Here is a 17263-nt window from a genome sequence, read left to right on the forward strand (position 1 = left end):
TGCTTACTCTGCCGAGGCCTACAAAATCGGGATATTCTGCCGTTAATGAGTACATTGAAGTAATAGGCCTGTCCTCCATGTTAAGCAAACGATTGATCATTCGCGCCTTTGCGCTGCCGGTCTGCGCTGCTGCCCTGTGCGGTTCGCTGCGGGCGGCCGAGCTGGGCGAAATAAAGGTCAATTCCCACATTGGCCAGCAGCTTTCGGCGGACATCGAATTGGTCGACCTGACGGCGGCCGACTTGGCCGACATCCAGGCTCGGCTCGCCAATCCGGACGTGTTCAAGGGCGCCAATGTGGCCATGCCGCCTGCGCTGGGCGGCCTGTATATCTCGATTGCCAAGCGCGACAACAAGCGCTTCCTGCACCTGACCACGCTGCAGCCAGTGAATGCCGAGGCCTTGCATCTTTTCCTGGAGTTGAATAGTGGAGGGCGGCAGATCATCCGAGCCGCTTCGCTCTGGCTGACGCCGGAACCTTCGGGCCAGCGCGCTGCGGCTGTGGCCGCGATGCCGGCGGCGGAGCCGCTGCCTATGGCCGTTGCAGCAAGCAAGCCGGCCGCAGCCCCTCCCACATCGGGAGACAACGGCGAGGCGGGATTGAATGAAGCCGCCCAGCGTGCCTTTGCCCACCGCCAGCAGGTCGCCTTGGCGAAGGCACAGGAGCGAAGTGCCAACCCTGCGCCGCAAGCTGCACTGGTCACCGGCCCGAAGGCGGGGCCAGGCCTTGGGTCCGGGACGACGGCGCCTGTCCGCCAGCCAACCTCCAAACCGGCACAGCTGCCCACAGCCGTTCCCGCTGCGCCGGCGGCTTCCGCGCCCGCACAGTCTTGCGCCCCTGCGCAGCAGGTGGAAGCCCAGCTCCGTCAATGTGAAGCCATGACAAGCAAGCTGGCCGATATCGAAGGCAAGGTGCATCGCCTGCAAACCGCCATGGTGGCGCCTGCTGCCGCTGCGCCTGCGCGAACAGTCGAGTTGAAACCCGAAGCCGCGCCTGCCAAGCCAGCCGTTGCCCCGAACAAGCCAGGCGCGACGCCAGCCAAGCCGGGCGCCACTCCTGTCAAGCCCGGCGTTGCAGCAGATCTCGCGGCCAACCCGCGCAGCCGGCTGGCCATGATCGCCGGTGGTGTGCTGGCGGGGTTGGCGGCGCTCGGCGGCCTGATCTACTTCCTGCGCAAGCGCCAGGCGAAAGGCCCGCTGAAGATCTGGCAATCCTTCCGCAAGAAAGGGGGCGCGGAGGATGACGTGCCAACGCTGGAGGACGCAGTGGAGGTTGCTGCACACTAGTAACTACCGTTGCATTCCAGTGCTGGACAAGATTTTTTTACCTGCGTTATACTGGGCTCACACGGACCGGGTTCTGCCGCAGTCACCACCGATAGCGTGACGCGAACCGCAGAGCGACGTTGAAGAAACGACCCCGTCTGGAAGCAGTTCATAGCCGACTGAGGCGATATGAACGCCGGGTGCAACCGGCGCTGAGGCGACGCCAGGAGATACCTGGTGCTCGCCCCTCCGAATTCCAGGGCGCCCCAAGTGGGCGCCTTTTGTTTTAAAGGGTACGTCCCTTTAAAACAAAAAAGCGCCCGGAGGCGCTTTTATTGAGGGGCAGGCCGACTTAGCCGTTCAGGCGACTCTGCCAAGGATCGGTCACTTCGCGGATGGTGCGGTCGTTGGCCATGATCTGCTTCAGCAGTTCGATCTTGCGCTTGCGGGCGTCACCCTGCAGGGGAGCGGCACCGCCCATCAGGGCTACCGAAGCCGCAGCGCACTGGTTTTCCATGCTGTCGAGCGAATCCCAGTCGCTGGCTTGCGCGGCGCCCACCATCTGGCTGGTCAAACCGGCAATTTTTTCGTAGGTAGCGAGAATTTGGGTCGAGGACATTTTGAGCCTTGGATTCTGTGCGCGGAGTACCGCATGTCAGGATTAACGTCAGGCTCGGAAGGAACTTTAGGGTCTTTCTGAAAAATATTTGAGAAAATTCCAAAAAAATGCCGTTGCGCCCCCATCCCAAGGGTCACAACGGCAGACATCAAGCGAAATCGATTAGCTGATCAACTCATCCAGGCCGGCGCTCAGCTCGTCCAGCGATGGCATCTGGTCAATCAGCGCGTTCTCTTCCAGGCCCAGGCTTTCGGCAACTTCGGTCGGGTAGCAGGCCGCGATTGCGTCCGGGGACAGTTTGTTCTCGTCGACGCGGGCACGCCAGGCCGCCAGGTGAATCACTGCAGCCAGTTCGTTCTCGCCGGGATTAGGGATGGCGGCAATGGTCTCGCCAAAGGTTGGCGGGAATTTCCAGCGGTTGGCCAGTTCGGCGCCCACGTCGGCATAGGTGTAGCCCAGCGCGTTCTTTTCAATTTCCAGGCGGCGCTCGTCCAGCGGGCTTGCCACTTTGTCGAGTGCCTGCGCTTGCTCGGACATGCCGGCATGGATTACCAGCTGGCCGATCGCATGCATCATGCCAATGGTGAAGGCGAGGTCGGTGTTTTGCTTGCAAGCCTTGGCGATGAACTTGGCGCCCACGGCGGTGCGCAGGCTGTAGCGCCAGAACTGGCGCAAATCCATGCCGGGAACGGTCTTGAAGCCGCTCACCAGGCCGGAGCTGATCACCAGCGTGCGCACGGTGACAAAGCCCAGCATCAGGATGGCATCTTCAACGGTGCCAATCGAACGCGACACATGGTAGTAGGCGGAATTCGCCAGGCGCAGCAGTTTGGCGCTCAGCACGGGGTCGGCCGACAGCTTCTTTGCAATTTCCTCGGTGGAGACGCTGGCCTTGTCGAAGCTGCTGATCAATTCGTCAACAACCTTCGGGGCGGTTGGCAACGCAGTTGGATTCTGGAACAGTGCTTCGAGCTTCATGAAAAATCTCCTCTAAATTCGGCGTTGCTGTGGGTGAAACTATATAGCGATTCCAGAGGGGAGTGCAGCAAGTTTTTAACATTCGTTGGCCGCGCTGCACAGCATTCCCAGCTTTCTGCATTTGATCCCCGAAATTTGCAGTCTGTCGCAACGGGGCGATGTCACGCTTGCGTTGCAGTTAGAGTGCAGCCTGGCTCATTCCGCCACTTATAACTAGATAGGGATACAAAAAATGCAAGCATCCAACCGCGTTACGCCGCTCAAGCTGGCCCTTACCCTGGCCTTCTGTGGAGCCACCTTTGGATTGGCCCCGGCGATTGCCCAACAGGCAGCCCCGGCCGCGCAAACGCAAGACGCCGTCCCGCTGCCGGGCGACGATTTCTTTGGCCATGTGAACGCCGAATGGCTGGCCAAGACCCAGATCCCGGCCGACAAAGGCAGCTGGGGCGCCGGTTCGGCGCTGGGCGATGCGACCAACGAGCGCATCGTCAAGCTGATCGACGAAACCGCCGCCAAGTCGCCAACCGGCGACACCCGCCGCGTGACGGACTTCTACCGCAGCTTCATGGACGAAGCGGCAATTGAAGCGCATGGCCTGAAATCGCTCAAGCCGGAACTGGAAAAGATCGACGCCATCAAGGACAAGGCCGCGCTGGTTCGCGCCCTGGCTACCTCCATCCGCGCCGACGTGGATCCGCTGAACTCCACTAATTTCTACACCGAGAACCTGTTCGGCATCTGGATCGCACAGGGCCTGACCGACCCGAAGCACTACACTCCATACATCCTGCAGGGCGGCCTGGGCATGCCGGACCGTGCCTACTACCTGGACGACAACCAGCGCATGCACCAGCTGCGCACCGCCTACCAGGCCCACATCGCCGCCATGCTGAAGCTGGCCGGCTATAGCGAGCCGGAAACCCGTGCCGCGCGCGTGTATGAGCTGGAGCGCAAGCTGGCCCAGGCCCACGGCAGCCGCGAGGATTCGGCCGACATCCAGAAAGCCAACAACACCTGGACCATGCGCGACTTCGCCGCCAAGGCGCCAGGCATGGACTGGCGCGCCTTCTTCCGCGCCGCCGGCCTGGGCAAGCAGAACAAGTTCATTGTCTATCACCCGACCGCAATTACCGGTAGCGCCGCCCTCGTGAACGAGATGCCGCTGCAAGCCTGGAAGGACTTCCTGGCCTTCCACACCGTGAACCACTTCGGCGGCTTCCTGCCGAAAGCCTTCGTCGACCAGCGCTTTGAATTCTACGGCCGCACCATGAACGGCACGCCGCAACTGTCGCCGCGCTGGAAACGCGGCCTGAGCGCAGTCAATAACGCGCTGCCGGATGCCGCCGGCAAGATGTACGTCGAACGCTACTTCCCGGCTGAAGCCAAGGCGCGCCTGCAAACCATGGTGGCCAATATCGTCGACTCCTTCCGCAAGCGCGTCGATGCGCTGGACTGGATGGCGCCTGCCACCAAGAAGGAAGCGCAGGAAAAACTGCGCACCCTGTACGTTGGCGTGGGCTATCCGGACAAATGGACTTCCTACGAAGGCCTGGAAATCAAGGCTGACGACGCCATGGGCAACGCCCTGCGCGCCGAGCAGTTCCACTACAAGCAGCAGCTGGCGAAACTGGGCAAGAAGGTTGACCCAACCGAATGGTGCATGCCGCCGCACGTGGTGAACGCCGTGAACATGCCGATGCAGAATGCGCTGAACTTCCCCGCCGCCATCCTGCAGCCGCCATTCTTCGACATGAAGGCCAGCGATGCGCTGAACTATGGCGCGATCGGCGCCGTGATCGGCCATGAGATCAGCCACAGCTTCGACGACCAGGGCGCCCAGTTCGACTCCAAGGGCCGCCTGCGCGACTGGTGGACCAAGGAAGACGGCGAGCACTTCAAGCAGGCAGCCGCCAAGCTGGTGGCACAGTACGACGCCTATGAAGCCTTCCCGGACCTGAAGTTGAACGGCACCCTGACCCTGAGCGAAAACCTGGCCGACCTGGCGGGCCTGGCTGCAGCCCTGGACGCCTACCACGTTTCGCTGGGCGGCAAAGCCACCCCGGCGCAGGACCGTGACTTCTTCAACGGCTACGCCGCAAGCTGGGCCAACAAGGCCCGCGACGCCTCGCTGCGCAACCAGGTCATGACCGACGGCCACTCGCCGGCCAAGTGGCGCACCTACACCGTGCGCAACCTGGACGCCTGGTACCAGGCCTACGACGTGAAGCCTGGCCAGAAGCTGTACCTGGCGCCTGAACAGCGCGTGCGCGTCTGGTAAAGTAGGAGGATGGACGACATCGAGCAGATCACCCGCCGCACGCTGGAACACTACGAGCGCAACGCGCAAGCCTTCCTCGAAGGCACGCGCGACCACGACGTAAGCCAGAACATTGCGGCGCTGCTCGATGCGATTGAAGGAACGCCTCCGTTCCGCATCCTCGACCTGGGTTGCGGCCCTGGCCGCGACCTGCGCACCTTCAAGGCGCTTGGACATGAGCCGGTCGGCCTCGACGGCTCAGCCCATTTCGTGGAAATGGCGCAGAACTGGAGCGGATGCACAGTCCTGCACCAGGATTTCGTCGCGCTGGACCTGCCGCCCGTGTCGTTTGACGGCATCTTTGCCAACGCCTCCCTGTTCCACGTTCCCAGTGCCGTGCTGCCCGATGTGCTGAAGCGCCTGCATGCAGCGCTGAAACCGCGCGGCGTGCTGTTCAGCTCCAACCCTCGCGGTCACAATGAGGAAGGATGGAACGGTCCTCGTTATGGCTGTTACTACGATTTCGAGACCTGGTTTGAAGTCGTCACCGCAGCCGGCTTCGAGCCCATCACCCACTATTACCGCCCGGCAGGCTTGCCGCGCGAACAGCAGCCATGGCTGGCTTCAGTCTGGCGTAAAGCCTAGTTCTGTTAGCTTGCGTACAGTGGGTCTCGATGCCGATTCGTATCATTTGCTCGTCTCACTTTTTTAATGAGGAGCGCATCATGAACAAGGACCAAGTGAAGGGCAAAGCCAAGGAAATCGGCGGCAAGATCCAGGAAGAAACCGGCGAACTGGTCGGCAGCTCGAAACAACAGGTGAAGGGCGTCGCCAAGCAGGTTGAAGGCAAGCTGCAGAAACAGCGCGGCGACCTGCGTGAAGCCATCGACGATGCCACGGACGAGCTGATCGACCGCGGCAACCGTCAATAAGTGAACACACGGCAAGGCCGGCCCTCCCGGAGCCCGGCCTTGCTGTGCTAATCAGCTACAGGTAGGGCAGGGCTTGGCGAGCGCGAATGCGGCGTGGTCGTGGGCGTCATAGGTATAAATCTGCCCGTAGCCGTTGACTGCCCAAGCCTGGACCGACAGCGCTTCCGAAAATGCCGCGTTGTCGCATTCGCCCAGGATGTCCGACACCGTGACGTCTTTCCCGTAGACGAAATCCGCGCCTTGGGTAAAGCCATGGGTCCCCGCAGGGTCGCCACTTCTGCCGGTCGTGTCCGCGGCCCCGCTGCTGATTGATGTCGCCGCCCGAGTTGTCTGGAACGTGAACGTGGCAAAGTGGTTCGGATGCCGGGCCAGGAATGACACGTGCGCCTGGCTGTCCGGGCCGGCGTACAGGTGGAAACCGCATTCCGGGTCTGCCGAGACTCCCCCATCCACTGGCAGGATATCCGCCGCGCAGCGGTTGTTGTCGACGCGCAGTACCATGCGGAAGGCGCAGGTCTGTCCTGCTTCGCGCACCCTGTTGTACTCTGGTGCGCTGCTGGTGGTCAGGACGGGTGCTCCGGCCGGTTGATCCATGACGCGCAAATCGATATGCCGGGCATCCCAGTCCACGACCCTCGCGCCGGATGAGTCAAACAGTTCCAGCTTCACTTCATACAGGCCGGCGGCCATGTCTTCCGCCAGCACTGCGTCGGCTCGCGGCGCGCCGGGCAGGATATCGGTTTCAAAGTAGGCCGTCGCCTTGTCAATATGCTCCGACATCTCGTACCAGTAGCCTGAGGTGGACGGGGGATTTGCGGGCTGGATCCTGAACAGGTTTTCGGGACTTGGGCCGACAGCGGGCACTGGACCCATTGGTTCGGATGGATAGCTGTCGCCGTCGCGGTAATAGCGGTAGACGGCATGTGTCATCACGCGCCAGTCGCCCAGCGGAACCGAACCGGGAGCGACAATGGTTGATGTGCCGTTCGGCCCGGTCAAGCGCCGATATGACCATTGATAGTAAGGAATCCCCATCGCGATCAGCGTGGTCCGGCTGAAGTCGACGCGCATTTCCAGGGTGCCGCCAAGCGGTGCTCCGCCCAGGGTCGTGCCCTCCGTGCCGGATGTTTGCAACTGGTTCACCGTGATATTGGAGCCGATGGTGTTGAAGATCAACTGGCAGCCGGACAGGTCAGGGTTCGGGTCGCACGATGGCACCCTGGGGTCGGTGATACGGATCGTCACCTCGCTGCCGCAATGGTAATTCCAGTAAGTGTGGCAAGCCATGGCGGGCCGGTAGACCGTTTCGTAGCCTGCGCCAAAATTGAACTCAACCCAGAAATACACGTCGGGCTGGTCGCCGTGGCAAGGGATGATCAGGGTGGCGTCGAAGTGGCCATTCCCGTCAGTTTCGACGACGGCCATCTCGTCACAGCGCAGCCGGTGCCACCAGTGCGGCCAGTAGCAGAACCATGGAATCAGCACGGTCCAGTTCTCACGCAACATCGCCCTCAGGTGTGTCGACGACGCGCTGCGCAGCATGCGCGGCAAGCCGGCCGGCATGTCGGGCATCTGCAGCGCCATGTCGTTCATTGCCTGTGCTGCCTTGGAAGGAGCCGGTTGTGCAAAGCGTAACGGCAAGCGCAGGGGACCGGGATCGGGGTCTGGTACGGGCGGGAAGCGCAGGATGGCCAGCAAATCGTCGCGCAGGTGGAACAGGTCATGATCGGGCAGGGTATCGATCCAGAACGGAATGCGGTCCACTTCGCAGATGTGCACTCGCGCATGGCAGATCGGGCGATTATCGTCGTTTCGCACTACGCGGCCGCGCACACGGCAGAAGCAGAACGGCCAGATGTCGATCAGGGAGCCTGGAATGTCGATCAGGCTCTCCAGGCGGCCTTCGACATGCAACACAGGTTCATAGGCGCCCATGCGTTCCAGCCTGGCCGGTGTTGCCTTGGCGTCGAGCCGCTCGTTGAACGGTGCGACGAACAGGCGCATATGCCCCAGTCCTCCCGGTGGCAGCGCAAGTTCCGCCTTGCCTTCCTTCACTTCAACGCGCTGCTTGAGTTGCTGTCGGGTGTCGAACAGGTAAAGCACCAGGGGATGTTTGAAGTCGGGACGTTCCTCGCTGGTGATGTGGAACGTAATGGATTTTTCGGCGGACTGAGCCATGGCACACCTCGCTAATGTTGACAATCCAGGGGATTTGCCACCCTGGGTTCCAGGGCGGCATAGCGAGCAATGTATTGCGCATGGGCCTGATGCGAATTGGTGCTGGCACTCAGATTTCGGTGATGGCCCTACTCAGTTTTCGCCGTTTGCGGCGCTTATTCCTCGCCTGCCGGGACGCCCAGCGGGAACATATGGCGGTACGGCTTGGCCTCGGCCCAGGCCCGGGCGAACGAGGGGCGCGCACGCAGGCGCGCCAGATAGGCCAACACATGCTCATGCAGGGCAGGAATCGGATGTGACCAGTGCGCATACAACAGGAAGGGGGCGGCTGCGCAATCGGCCATGCTGAATTCCTCGCCGGCTGCCCAGATGCGATGTGCCATCACGTTGTCCAGCCACGCGTAGGCCGTATCGAGCTTGCGCCGCGCTTCGGCCGTGCCGTAGCCATCGTGCTCGCCTTCGGGGCGCAGGACGTCGGCCACCAGTTTTTGCTGCGGCGTGGCGATGTGGTTGTCGAAGAAGCGGTCCATCATGCGTACTTCCAGCGCCGCCTTCGGATCAGTGGGGAGCAGCTTTACCGTCCCGGGATAGTGAAGCGCCAGGTGTTCGACCACGATGCTGGCCTCCACCACCATGCGCTCGCCGTCCAGTAGGATGGGGAATTTCTGGATCGGCCACAGTCCGGCAAACTGTGCGCAGTTTTCAGGATGTTCCGGCGACAGCATGCGGTACTCGAACGGCGTGCCGTTTTCATATAGCGCAATCAGCGCCTTCATGGAATAGGATGAAAGGGGATGGTAGAAAAGTTGCAGGGACATGAGGACTCCGTCGGTGGTGGTTGGATCGTACCACTACGACGGATGAGACTTTCTTAAATCGACATCTCGCTTCACTTCATTAACATCAACGCGGCCAGTGACCCCAAAAGGCAGGTAAAGCTTAGTCCTGCAATCCAGTTAAGGATGACTCTCGATGCTCGTTGCTCGTCTTTGAGAAATGCGGTGATTCTTTGCTTCATATCTTTTCCTTCGTGGGTACTCCCAGTCTGGCAGGGGAATGGCTATTTGCAAGCGAGCCCGAGCGCAAAAAGAACGACGCAATGCAAAACTGCGGCAATAATCATTGTGAATGTAGATACGCAAAGTAGTCGGTAGTGAAGGAGACAGGCGGCGACCGATCTAAACGTGATTGTCGGTTCGGCTACTGGGATTAGCGCTCCCAAGACGGCGAGCATGCAAGACCACCCGCGAGGCAAATGGTTCGATAGGCGTGCAGATCTTGCCGGCGATGAAGAGCAATGCCAGCGGGGCGAAAACCGGTAGCATGATATTGATGGAGAACCAGCCCATCTTATAAGCGTAGCGCGGCAGTATCGGCACGGGCTTGAGGCGCAGCAAAGAAAAAGCCCGCCGGATTGCGCGGGCGGGCTTCAGGGCAGGGCGCTTGGTCCGGGCCTTAGTTCGATTCCGGCTTCAGGTGCTTGCGGAAGAAGGCGTCGATGTAGGTTTGCACGTGGCGCTTGGCCAGGCGGTTCGACACGCCGTGCTTGGCGCCCGGGTAGGTCATCAGCTCGAACTGCACGCCGCGGTTCACCAGCGCATCGATCATCTTGGTGGTGTTGGTGAACAGGACGTTGTCGTCCGCCATGCCGTGGATCAGCAGCAGCTTCGACTTCAGCCCGTCGACGTGATAGAACACGTTCGATTGCTTGTAGCCTTCCACGTTGTCGGATGGGCGGTCCATGAACTGCTCGGTGTAGTGGGTGTCGTACAGGCCCCAGTCGGTCACCGGTGCGCCGGACACGCCGGCTGCGATCTTGTCCGAGCCTTGCGACAGCAGGCGCAGGGTCATGAAGCCGCCATAGCTCCAGCCGTACACGCCGATGCGCTTGGCGTCCACGAACGGCTGCTGGCCCAGCCAGTCGATGCCGGTCAGCTGGTCTTCCACTTCCACCTTGCCCAGGTTGCGGTAGATGGCGTCGGTGAACACGCGCTCGCGGCGCGAGGAGCCGCGGTTATCCAGGCGGAAGACCACATAGCCTTGCTGCGCCATGTACTGGTCGAATTGCTGGCTGTCCCATTTGCGGGTCACGTGCTGCGAGTGAGGGCCGCCGTAGGTGGACAGGTAGACCGGGTACTTCTTGCTGGCGTCGAACTTGTACGGCTTGATCATCGAGTAGTACAGGGTCTGGCCATCCTTCGCCTTCATGTTGCCGAATTCGACCGGCAACTGGTCCGATTTGTACTTGAAGTAGGGGTGCGACTCGTTGACTTCATTCTTTTCCAGCCAGCTCACCAGCGCACCGTCCGGACGGCGGATCGCGACTTGGGGCGGGGTGGCAGGATCGGACCAGGTATCCACGAACACTTCGCCATGCTTGGAGAAGGAGGCGTCATGCCAACCGTCAGCCTGGGTGATGCGCTTTGGCTTGTCGGCGGTCGAGCCGTCCAGCTTCAGTTCATAGACCTGCTTGTCGTAGACTGCGTCCTTGTTGGAGGAGACGAAGACCTTGCCCGCTTTCTCGTCCACTGCCAGCACATCGTCAAAGCCCCATTCGCCTTTGGAGATGGCGTGTTTCAGCTTGCCGTCCATGCCGTAGAAGTACAGGTGATTGCGGCCAGTGCGCTCGGACGACCAGATAAAGCCCTTGCCGCTTTCCAGGAAGCGCAGGTCGTCGTTGATGGTGGTCCAGGTTTTCGAGGTTTCGGTCAGCACAGGGCGCTGTGTCAGCGTGGCCGCATCGACTGCGATCAGCTCCAGCGTCTTCTGGTCGCGCGACTGGCGCTGGAAGAACAGCGACCGGGAGTCCTTGCTCCAGTCGGCACGCACCAGGTAGATGTCCTTGTTGGCGCCCAGGTCCACGTCGCGGATCTCGCCGCCGGTTGGCGACACGATCTTCAGGCCGACGATGGCATTCTTGTCGCCGGCGGCAGGGTAGCGCTGCTCCACGACGTCGGTGCGGTCGGCATAAATCTCGAAGCGGCGCGCCACCGGCACCTGCGCTTCGTCATACCAGCGGAAGGCAATGGCGGAATCGTCCGGCGCCCAGTAGTAGCCGGTGAACTGGTGCATTTCTTCTTGCGCCACGAATTCTGCTTCGCCGTTATGCACGGTGCCCTTGCCGTCAGTGGTCAGCTGGCGCTCCTTGCCGGTAGCCAGGTCGATCACGAACAGGTTCTGGTTGCGAACAAAGGAAACGTATTTACCCTTCGGCGAAATCTTCGGATCGATGACGCTGCCCGAAGCCACCAGGCGCGCGCTGTCAGGTTTCGACAGGTCGACCAGGTACAGATTGCCGGCCAGCGGCACCAGCAACTGCTTGCCATCAGGTGACCAGTTGTAGGAAATAATGCCTTTCAGGGCCGCGGTGCGGGCGCGTTCGCGCAGTGCTTTTTCAGCGTCGGACAAGTTCTCGACCGGGACCAGGGCCTTGGAGTCGACCAGGCGGCGCGTGGTCTTGTCCTTCATGTTGTATTCCCACAGGTCCATCTGGTATTGGTCGTCCGCGCGGGCGCGCAGGAAGGTGACGCGGGCGCCATCCGGTGAAACCTTGAGGGCGCGCACGCCAGGGCCGGACAGTGCCGGGTCGGCGTACAGGCGCTCCAGTGTCAGGCGTTCAGCGGAAGCGGTACCGGCAGCCAGCAGGGCTGCCAGGGTGAGGATAAGGCGCATTGTTTGTCCCGGAATGGTTTACTTACGAATCGCAAGACAATACCAGAACCCGCCCCCGCTGAAATTCGGAATGCAACGCCCTATGCCGTTTTTCCTTCGGCCACCCGGGAATTCGACAGTGTGCGCAGGTAGGCCGTAAGCAAAATGGCAGCAATTGTCAGGCCGAGCACCAGCCCGATCCAGAATCCGGCTGCCGCCATTTCCTTCCACAAGCCCAGCAGGCAGCCGACCGGCAGCGCAAACACCCAGAACGCCAGCAGCTGGATCAGCATCGGCCCGCGCGTCACCTTGTAGCCGCGGATCGCGCAAGCCGCCGCCACCTGCGTCGCGTCGGACAACTGGAACAGCGCGGCAAACAGCAGCAGGGTGACGCACGTCTGCTGGACTGCGACATCACTGGTGTAGGCGGCCGCGATCTCATTGCGGAATGCGGCAATGAACGCAGCCGACACCACGGCAAACGCCAGCGACATGCCGAGCCCGACCCATGACGCCGAACGGGCACGGCGCGCATCGCCTTCGCCCAGCGCCTGGCCCACGCGCGTCACCATGCCGATGCCAAGGCTAAGCGGCACCATGAACACCAGCGAAGAGAAGTTCAGCGCAATCTGGTGCGCCGACTGTTCGATCACGCCGAAGCGCGCCACCAGCAGCGCCACCGCGCCGAAGGCGCTCACCTCGGCGAAGTAGGTCACGCCGATCGGCAGGCCAAGCCGCAACATGCTGCGGATTTCAGGCCAGTGCGGTCCCTCCCAATGCGTGAAAGGATAGGTGGCGCGATAGGCGCGCGAAATACGCATCCACGCCAGCATGGCGCCCAGCATCAGCCACATGCAGATCCCGGTCGACACCGCGCAACCGACGCCGCCCATGGCCGGCAAGCCCCAATGGCCGAAGATCAGCAGCCAGTTCACGAACACGTTGAAGGCCAGCCCGAACAGGGCAATCACCATCACGGGCTTGGTCTGGTTGATGCTGGCGCTGTAGCCATACAGTGCGCGATAACAGGCGAACGGCGGCAGGCCGATACTGATGATGTGCACGAACAGCGAAGCGCGCTGGTTGACTTCCGGCGCCAGTTGCAGGTGGTCGAACAGCAGGGTGCAGAGATTGGCCAGCAGCATGGCCACAATGCCGACGCCCAGGCCTTTCCACAAGCCCTGGCGCACCAGGTGCGGGATGCGCTGGTAATTGCCGGCGCCCACTTCATGCGCCACCAGCGTATTCATGGCCATCATGGTGCCCATCACGGTCACCAGCACGATCGACCAGATCGCAGCGCCGGTCGACACTGCAGCCAGCTCGGAAGCCCGGGTGTGGCCGGTCATCGCCACGTCCGCCACCGCCATGCCGACCGTGGCGAGTTGCCCAATCAATACCGGCCAGGCCAATTTCCATAATGCTGTTGCTTCGTTGCGTAAATTAGCGGTCGAAATTGTCGTCGGCATGTGTTGCACAGTAGGAATTTGTTACAAGGTAGGGTAGTCTAACGGCCTTTGCGCCGCGTTAGAGCGCTTAGGATGCCTGAATATCGGAGATTTAGTAATGAAGAATACCTTGACCGCCGCTATCCTGCTGGCCGCTTCCCTTCTTGGCCAGGCCGCTTCGGCCGGTGAACTGCAACTCTTCTCGCGCGAAGACTTTCGCGGCCAGCGCGTGGTGATTGCCGACGGCGCCGCCGACAACTTCCGCGACTTCGATTTCAACGACCGCGCTTCGAGCCTGGTGGTGCGTTCCGGCACCTGGGAATTGTGCGAGCACGTTAATTTCCAGGGCCAGTGTGCCGTCTTCGAGCGCGGCGAATATCCTAACCTGCGCCAGTTCAACAACAACTTTTCTTCTGCCCGCGAGATCGAGCGCCGCCGCGACCGTGGCCAGGGCTGGGGCTGGGGCCGCGATAATCGTGATGACCGTGATGACCGCTGGCGTGAAGAGCGTCGCGAAGAACGCCGCGACTATCGTGGATATGAGCAGGAGCAGCGCGGTCCGGCGGTGGAGCTGTTCAACGACAACGGCTTCCGTGGCCGCATCGTGCAGGTCAATAACGACTTGAGTACCCTGCGCGATGTCCATTTCAACGACAACGCGAACTCAATGGTCGTCAACTACGGTACCTGGGAAGCATGCGAACACGCCGACTTTGGCGGCCAGTGCCGCACCTTCGCCCCAGGCCGCTACCCGGACCTGAGGGACTTCAGCGACCGCATCTCCTCGATCCGCCGCGTACGCTGATCGGAAACTGCTCCCAAGAAGAGCGCGCTTCACAGCGCGCTATTTTTTTCGCAACGCCGGAATTGAGCCGGGTTCCAGGGCTGTGCTAGCATTGTCTAATAGTATTTATAATTTCCATATGGAAATATTAATAATGTCTATTAAATAATCTAAATGCTAACAACCTGAGGGCAGAATGAAGTTCAATAAACTGATTTTGGCAAGTGCCGTGAGCATGGCCTTGGCCGCATGCGGCGGCGGCAGCAGTTCAAGCAGCGAAACGACGCCGCCACCGGTACAGACGTCCCCGGTTTCGGTGGTATTCAGCGGTACGGCAGCAGTGGGCGCGCCACTGGCCGGCAGCGTCACCGTCAAGGATTCGAAAGGCGCCACCAAAGTCGCCCAGATTGGCGTCAACGGCGCGTATTCGGTCGATGTCACCGGCATGACCGGCCCGTTCGTGTTCCGCGCCTCTGGCTCGGCCAACGGCCAGGTCTACACCGTGCACTCGATCGCCACCAGCGCCGATGCCTCCGGCAAGATCAATATCACCCAGCTTACCGACCTGATCGCCGCGAATGTAGGCGGCCAGCTTTCGGCGGATTACTTCGACCAGTTCGATAAAAACGCCGCCACCGCAACCGCTGCGACGATCGATGCTGAAGCTGCCAAACTCAAGGAAAAGCTGCAAGCGATTCTGACCGCGCTGGGCGTCGATGCCAACGCCGACCTGCTGCGCACGCCCTTCGTTCCATTGTCGAGCCCGCTCGATAAGGCACTGGACGCAATCCACGTCACGGTAGACTCGAGCACGGCCGTAGCCACCATCAGCACCAGCGCCAACACCTCGGTGATCACCGACGACCTGAAGCAGAAGGCAGCCGTCGAAACCAACCCGACGAAACTGGCAGCGGACAATATCAGCACCGCCACCACCGATGCACCGCTGGTGAAGAAGGCGCTGACCGACTTCATCGCCAAGTTCGCCGACGGCCTGCCGACGGTAGATGCGCTGCTCCCATTTGCAACCACCGGCTTCCTCAGCGACGACGTGGATGCCTCGGCCTTCTTCCGCCACCTGGTGAGTGAACCTGCCCTGGTAGGCGCCACCTTCAGCGACATTGAAATCCACCAGATCGATTACAGCGATCCGGCCAAGATCACTGCCCGCGTATCGTTCACCGTGAAGACCAAGTCTGGCCAGATCATGGACCGCCTGGAAAACTGGAAGATTCGCAAGAGCCCGACCGACGGCGTATGGCGTCTGCACGGCAACCAGCGCGCACTGGAGCTGGAAGCGTTTGCCAGCATGAGCAAGATTGTTGCCGCCAGCGGCACTTGCTACCGCACCGGCATCAATTTCAATATTACCGACCGTACCCTGAACAACAATACGACCGCTGGCACGCTCGACCACATCGTCATCACCGGTCCTGGCATGCCGCTGGCAGGCCTGCGCTACAACGCGCCAGGCGTGGGCGAAAGGTGGGTCAACGCTGTCAACTCGTCGGGTACCTATGTGATGGGCACCGACTGCGGCGGCAATTCTCCAATGGGCGACGATGGCATTGGCCGCCTGCCTGACAATGCGGTGTATGTGCTGACTGCGTATGACGCCGCCAATGCCAAGCTCTCCTTCGCTTCCGGCAGCGCCGACGGCACTTACGTCCTGAAAGTGCAGCGCCGTCCACTGAACCTGACCGAAACCAAGGCCAGCACCGCCTTCGCAACGCTGTCGGAGCAGAGCCTGGCAGCACTGTCCAGCTACAGCACCCGTGACCTCACGCTGGCAGTCTCCAGTGTCAACCCGGGCACAGTGACCTGGCTCTCCATCACCGAGGAAACCTCGAATGGCCGCACAGGCCTGGAGTCGACCGAGTCGCCGACCGCGGCGGGAACCTTCAGCACCAGCTTCAAGCTTCCAGCGCTGGCGACTGGCGAGACTGTCAAGGCGCGCACCGTCTGGATGGAGTCCCGGGACAACTACCAGCGCATCATGGAGACTGTGTATAAGCGCTAATCTGCAGTAATGCCAGGCCAGCGGCGTGCCAGCGCGCCGCTGGCTCTGGGCGCGGCTTCGCTGACGAAGTCACTGAGGCCGCTATCGGGACTGCTTTCTCCGGTCAACTTGGGCATCTGTGCCTGGCACGTGCACGCGGACTTTTGATGCTGGCCGACCAAACACCTCTTCCGCCAGCGGCGCATGGACGCCGTAGAACAAGGCGGAGCGCAAACCTGCCTTAGCACCAAATGCCGCTCGAGTGAGCAGTGCAATGGACATTCGTTCTGCGGTAATAGTGTCGTGGCGCCGTGTCATGACATTTATGCTACAGCCGGACTCAAGAATAGGTCGCCACTTTGGAGTAAACGCGCGCATACTATCGGTATCAAGAGCACCTGCCATTTGACAAGAGGGCTGCCATGTCATCGGAACGGCCAGACCACAACAAGTGCGCGTTAGCCGATGACGCCATTGCGATTGCAAACAGCCAGTCTCGACTCGCCGCCGTTGAATTCCTGTTTGAGCACGGCTGTACCCCAGAGGTCATTGCCCACATCCTGGCGGCGCACATGGAAACTCAATTATCAAATCCGGCGACCGTGGCCTGACGGACCTTACAAAACAGTTGTTTTCGCACGCTCGTATTGTGAATATCCAAGCAAGCCATCTGACGTGTGCATATACTTTCTTTCGGCAAGGAGGTGCATATGTCTAACAGCTTAAGCAAGCCTCAACGGCGGCAAGATCACGAAATGGCGAAGATAGTGCAATGCGGCCTGTCGCTGCTGTATTTGGCAGGTGTGGCGGAAGCTTGCCAGTACATGACTCGTGCAGGGATATCGGGTCATATTGTCGAACGCATTGTGACAGCGCGAAATGTACGTGGGGCCAAGATTCCTGTCCGCGTGAGCGTTAATCGGAGCCCATGACTGGCGGTCTACTTTTCCTCGACCACTCCCCCCGATAAGGCGCCTGGGCGCAAATCCGATGGCTCACCTTACCTAGGGTGCATCATTGAACGCCGTTGGTGGAGGAGACCGAAGACACAGTCGAGAATGCTATTGCGCTATGCCCGAATGCCATCGTGAATCGCACTTCGGGTAGGCGGTTTTGCTAGTATTGTCATCGTATATCCCTTGAGTGAGCTCA

The 17263-nt window shown here is 60.9% G+C and carries 13 protein-coding genes; 7 read left to right on the plus strand and 6 right to left on the minus strand.

Annotated features, from left to right (window positions below):
* Positions 1-77 precede the first annotated feature (77 nt).
* Positions 78-1286 (plus strand): type IV pilus assembly protein FimV, encoded by a 1209-nt coding sequence (locus ACN9M3_RS09825; protein ID WP_426322135.1) that lies wholly within the window; start codon positions 78-80, stop codon positions 1284-1286.
* 331 nt (positions 1287-1617) lie between these two features.
* Here ACN9M3_RS09825 and ACN9M3_RS09830 read toward each other — a convergent pair whose 3' ends face one another.
* Positions 1618-1884: a flagellar protein FliT gene (locus ACN9M3_RS09830; RefSeq protein ID WP_426170339.1), complete on the minus strand. Its 267-nt coding sequence runs from the start codon at positions 1882-1884 to the stop codon at positions 1618-1620.
* Between the two features lie 162 nt (positions 1885-2046).
* Positions 2047-2862: an HDOD domain-containing protein gene (locus ACN9M3_RS09835; RefSeq protein ID WP_426170341.1), complete on the minus strand. Its 816-nt coding sequence runs from the start codon at positions 2860-2862 to the stop codon at positions 2047-2049.
* 232 nt (positions 2863-3094) lie between these two features.
* Between ACN9M3_RS09835 and ACN9M3_RS09840 the strand changes: the two genes are divergently transcribed.
* The 3 genes from ACN9M3_RS09840 to ACN9M3_RS09850 all read left to right on the plus strand — a co-directional run bounded on the left by ACN9M3_RS09840 (position 3095) and on the right by ACN9M3_RS09850 (position 6051).
* Positions 3095-5140 (plus strand): M13 family metallopeptidase, encoded by a 2046-nt coding sequence (locus tag ACN9M3_RS09840; protein ID WP_426322138.1) that lies wholly within the window; start codon positions 3095-3097, stop codon positions 5138-5140.
* 9 nt (positions 5141-5149) lie between these two features.
* Positions 5150-5764 carry a class I SAM-dependent methyltransferase gene (locus ACN9M3_RS09845; RefSeq protein ID WP_426322140.1) on the plus strand — a complete coding sequence of 205 codons (615 nt, stop codon included), beginning with the start codon at positions 5150-5152 and terminating at the stop codon, positions 5762-5764.
* An 80-nt stretch (positions 5765-5844) separates the two neighbouring features.
* Positions 5845-6051: a CsbD family protein gene (locus ACN9M3_RS09850; RefSeq protein ID WP_057261494.1), complete on the plus strand. Its 207-nt coding sequence runs from the start codon at positions 5845-5847 to the stop codon at positions 6049-6051.
* Positions 6052-6102: 51 nt separating this feature from the next.
* On the opposite strand, the gene ACN9M3_RS09855 is transcribed toward ACN9M3_RS09850, so the two are convergent.
* From ACN9M3_RS09855 to ACN9M3_RS09870, 4 genes are all read right to left on the minus strand, one after another.
* A complete protein-coding gene (locus ACN9M3_RS09855; RefSeq protein WP_426170347.1) occupies positions 6103-8229 on the minus strand; it encodes a hypothetical protein in 2127 nt (708 codons plus the stop codon).
* Positions 8230-8384: 155 nt separating this feature from the next.
* Positions 8385-9047 (minus strand): glutathione S-transferase family protein, encoded by a 663-nt coding sequence (locus ACN9M3_RS09860; protein ID WP_426322142.1) that lies wholly within the window; start codon positions 9045-9047, stop codon positions 8385-8387.
* A 637-nt stretch (positions 9048-9684) separates the two neighbouring features.
* Positions 9685-11901 (minus strand): DPP IV N-terminal domain-containing protein, encoded by a 2217-nt coding sequence (locus ACN9M3_RS09865; protein ID WP_426322144.1) that lies wholly within the window; start codon positions 11899-11901, stop codon positions 9685-9687.
* An 80-nt stretch (positions 11902-11981) separates the two neighbouring features.
* Positions 11982-13349 (minus strand): MATE family efflux transporter, encoded by a 1368-nt coding sequence (locus tag ACN9M3_RS09870; RefSeq protein ID WP_426322146.1) that lies wholly within the window; start codon positions 13347-13349, stop codon positions 11982-11984.
* Between the two features lie 97 nt (positions 13350-13446).
* Here ACN9M3_RS09870 and ACN9M3_RS09875 point away from each other — a divergent pair, with 97 nt between their 5' ends.
* The 3 genes from ACN9M3_RS09875 to ACN9M3_RS09885 all read left to right on the plus strand — a co-directional run bounded on the left by ACN9M3_RS09875 (position 13447) and on the right by ACN9M3_RS09885 (position 16722).
* The gene (locus ACN9M3_RS09875; protein ID WP_426322148.1) at positions 13447-14133 is read left to right on the plus strand and encodes a beta/gamma crystallin-related protein; all 687 of its coding nucleotides are present in this window, start codon (positions 13447-13449) and stop codon (positions 14131-14133) included.
* Positions 14134-14308: 175 nt separating this feature from the next.
* The gene (locus tag ACN9M3_RS09880; RefSeq protein ID WP_426322150.1) at positions 14309-16132 is read left to right on the plus strand and encodes a hypothetical protein; all 1824 of its coding nucleotides are present in this window, start codon (positions 14309-14311) and stop codon (positions 16130-16132) included.
* A gap of 401 nt (positions 16133-16533) precedes the next feature.
* On the plus strand, positions 16534-16722 hold the full coding sequence (locus tag ACN9M3_RS09885) for a hypothetical protein (protein ID WP_426170357.1): 189 nt from the start codon (positions 16534-16536) through the stop codon (positions 16720-16722).
* Positions 16723-17263: the final 541 nt, after the last annotated feature.

The sequence above is a fragment of the Pseudoduganella sp. R-43 genome (assembly GCF_049913255.1).
Lineage (GTDB): Bacteria > Pseudomonadota > Gammaproteobacteria > Burkholderiales > Burkholderiaceae_D > Rugamonas.

Excerpts from the sequence above, each read along its gene's own strand:
- ACN9M3_RS09825 (WP_426322135.1), top strand. The coding sequence starts at position 78 with ATGTTAAGCAAACGATTGATCATTCGCGCCTTTGCGCTGCCGGTCTGC.
- ACN9M3_RS09830 (WP_426170339.1), bottom strand. The coding sequence starts at position 1,884 with ATGTCCTCGACCCAAATTCTCGCTACCTACGAAAAAATTGCCGGTTTG.
- ACN9M3_RS09835 (WP_426170341.1), bottom strand. The coding sequence starts at position 2,862 with ATGAAGCTCGAAGCACTGTTCCAGAATCCAACTGCGTTGCCAACCGCC.
- ACN9M3_RS09840 (WP_426322138.1), top strand. The coding sequence starts at position 3,095 with ATGCAAGCATCCAACCGCGTTACGCCGCTCAAGCTGGCCCTTACCCTG.
- ACN9M3_RS09845 (WP_426322140.1), top strand. The coding sequence starts at position 5,150 with ATGGACGACATCGAGCAGATCACCCGCCGCACGCTGGAACACTACGAG.
- ACN9M3_RS09850 (WP_057261494.1), top strand. The coding sequence starts at position 5,845 with ATGAACAAGGACCAAGTGAAGGGCAAAGCCAAGGAAATCGGCGGCAAG.
- ACN9M3_RS09855 (WP_426170347.1), bottom strand. The coding sequence starts at position 8,229 with ATGGCTCAGTCCGCCGAAAAATCCATTACGTTCCACATCACCAGCGAG.
- ACN9M3_RS09860 (WP_426322142.1), bottom strand. The coding sequence starts at position 9,047 with ATGTCCCTGCAACTTTTCTACCATCCCCTTTCATCCTATTCCATGAAG.
- ACN9M3_RS09865 (WP_426322144.1), bottom strand. The coding sequence starts at position 11,901 with ATGCGCCTTATCCTCACCCTGGCAGCCCTGCTGGCTGCCGGTACCGCT.
- ACN9M3_RS09870 (WP_426322146.1), bottom strand. The coding sequence starts at position 13,349 with ATGCCGACGACAATTTCGACCGCTAATTTACGCAACGAAGCAACAGCA.
- ACN9M3_RS09875 (WP_426322148.1), top strand. The coding sequence starts at position 13,447 with ATGAAGAATACCTTGACCGCCGCTATCCTGCTGGCCGCTTCCCTTCTT.
- ACN9M3_RS09880 (WP_426322150.1), top strand. The coding sequence starts at position 14,309 with ATGAAGTTCAATAAACTGATTTTGGCAAGTGCCGTGAGCATGGCCTTG.
- ACN9M3_RS09885 (WP_426170357.1), top strand. The coding sequence starts at position 16,534 with ATGTCATCGGAACGGCCAGACCACAACAAGTGCGCGTTAGCCGATGAC.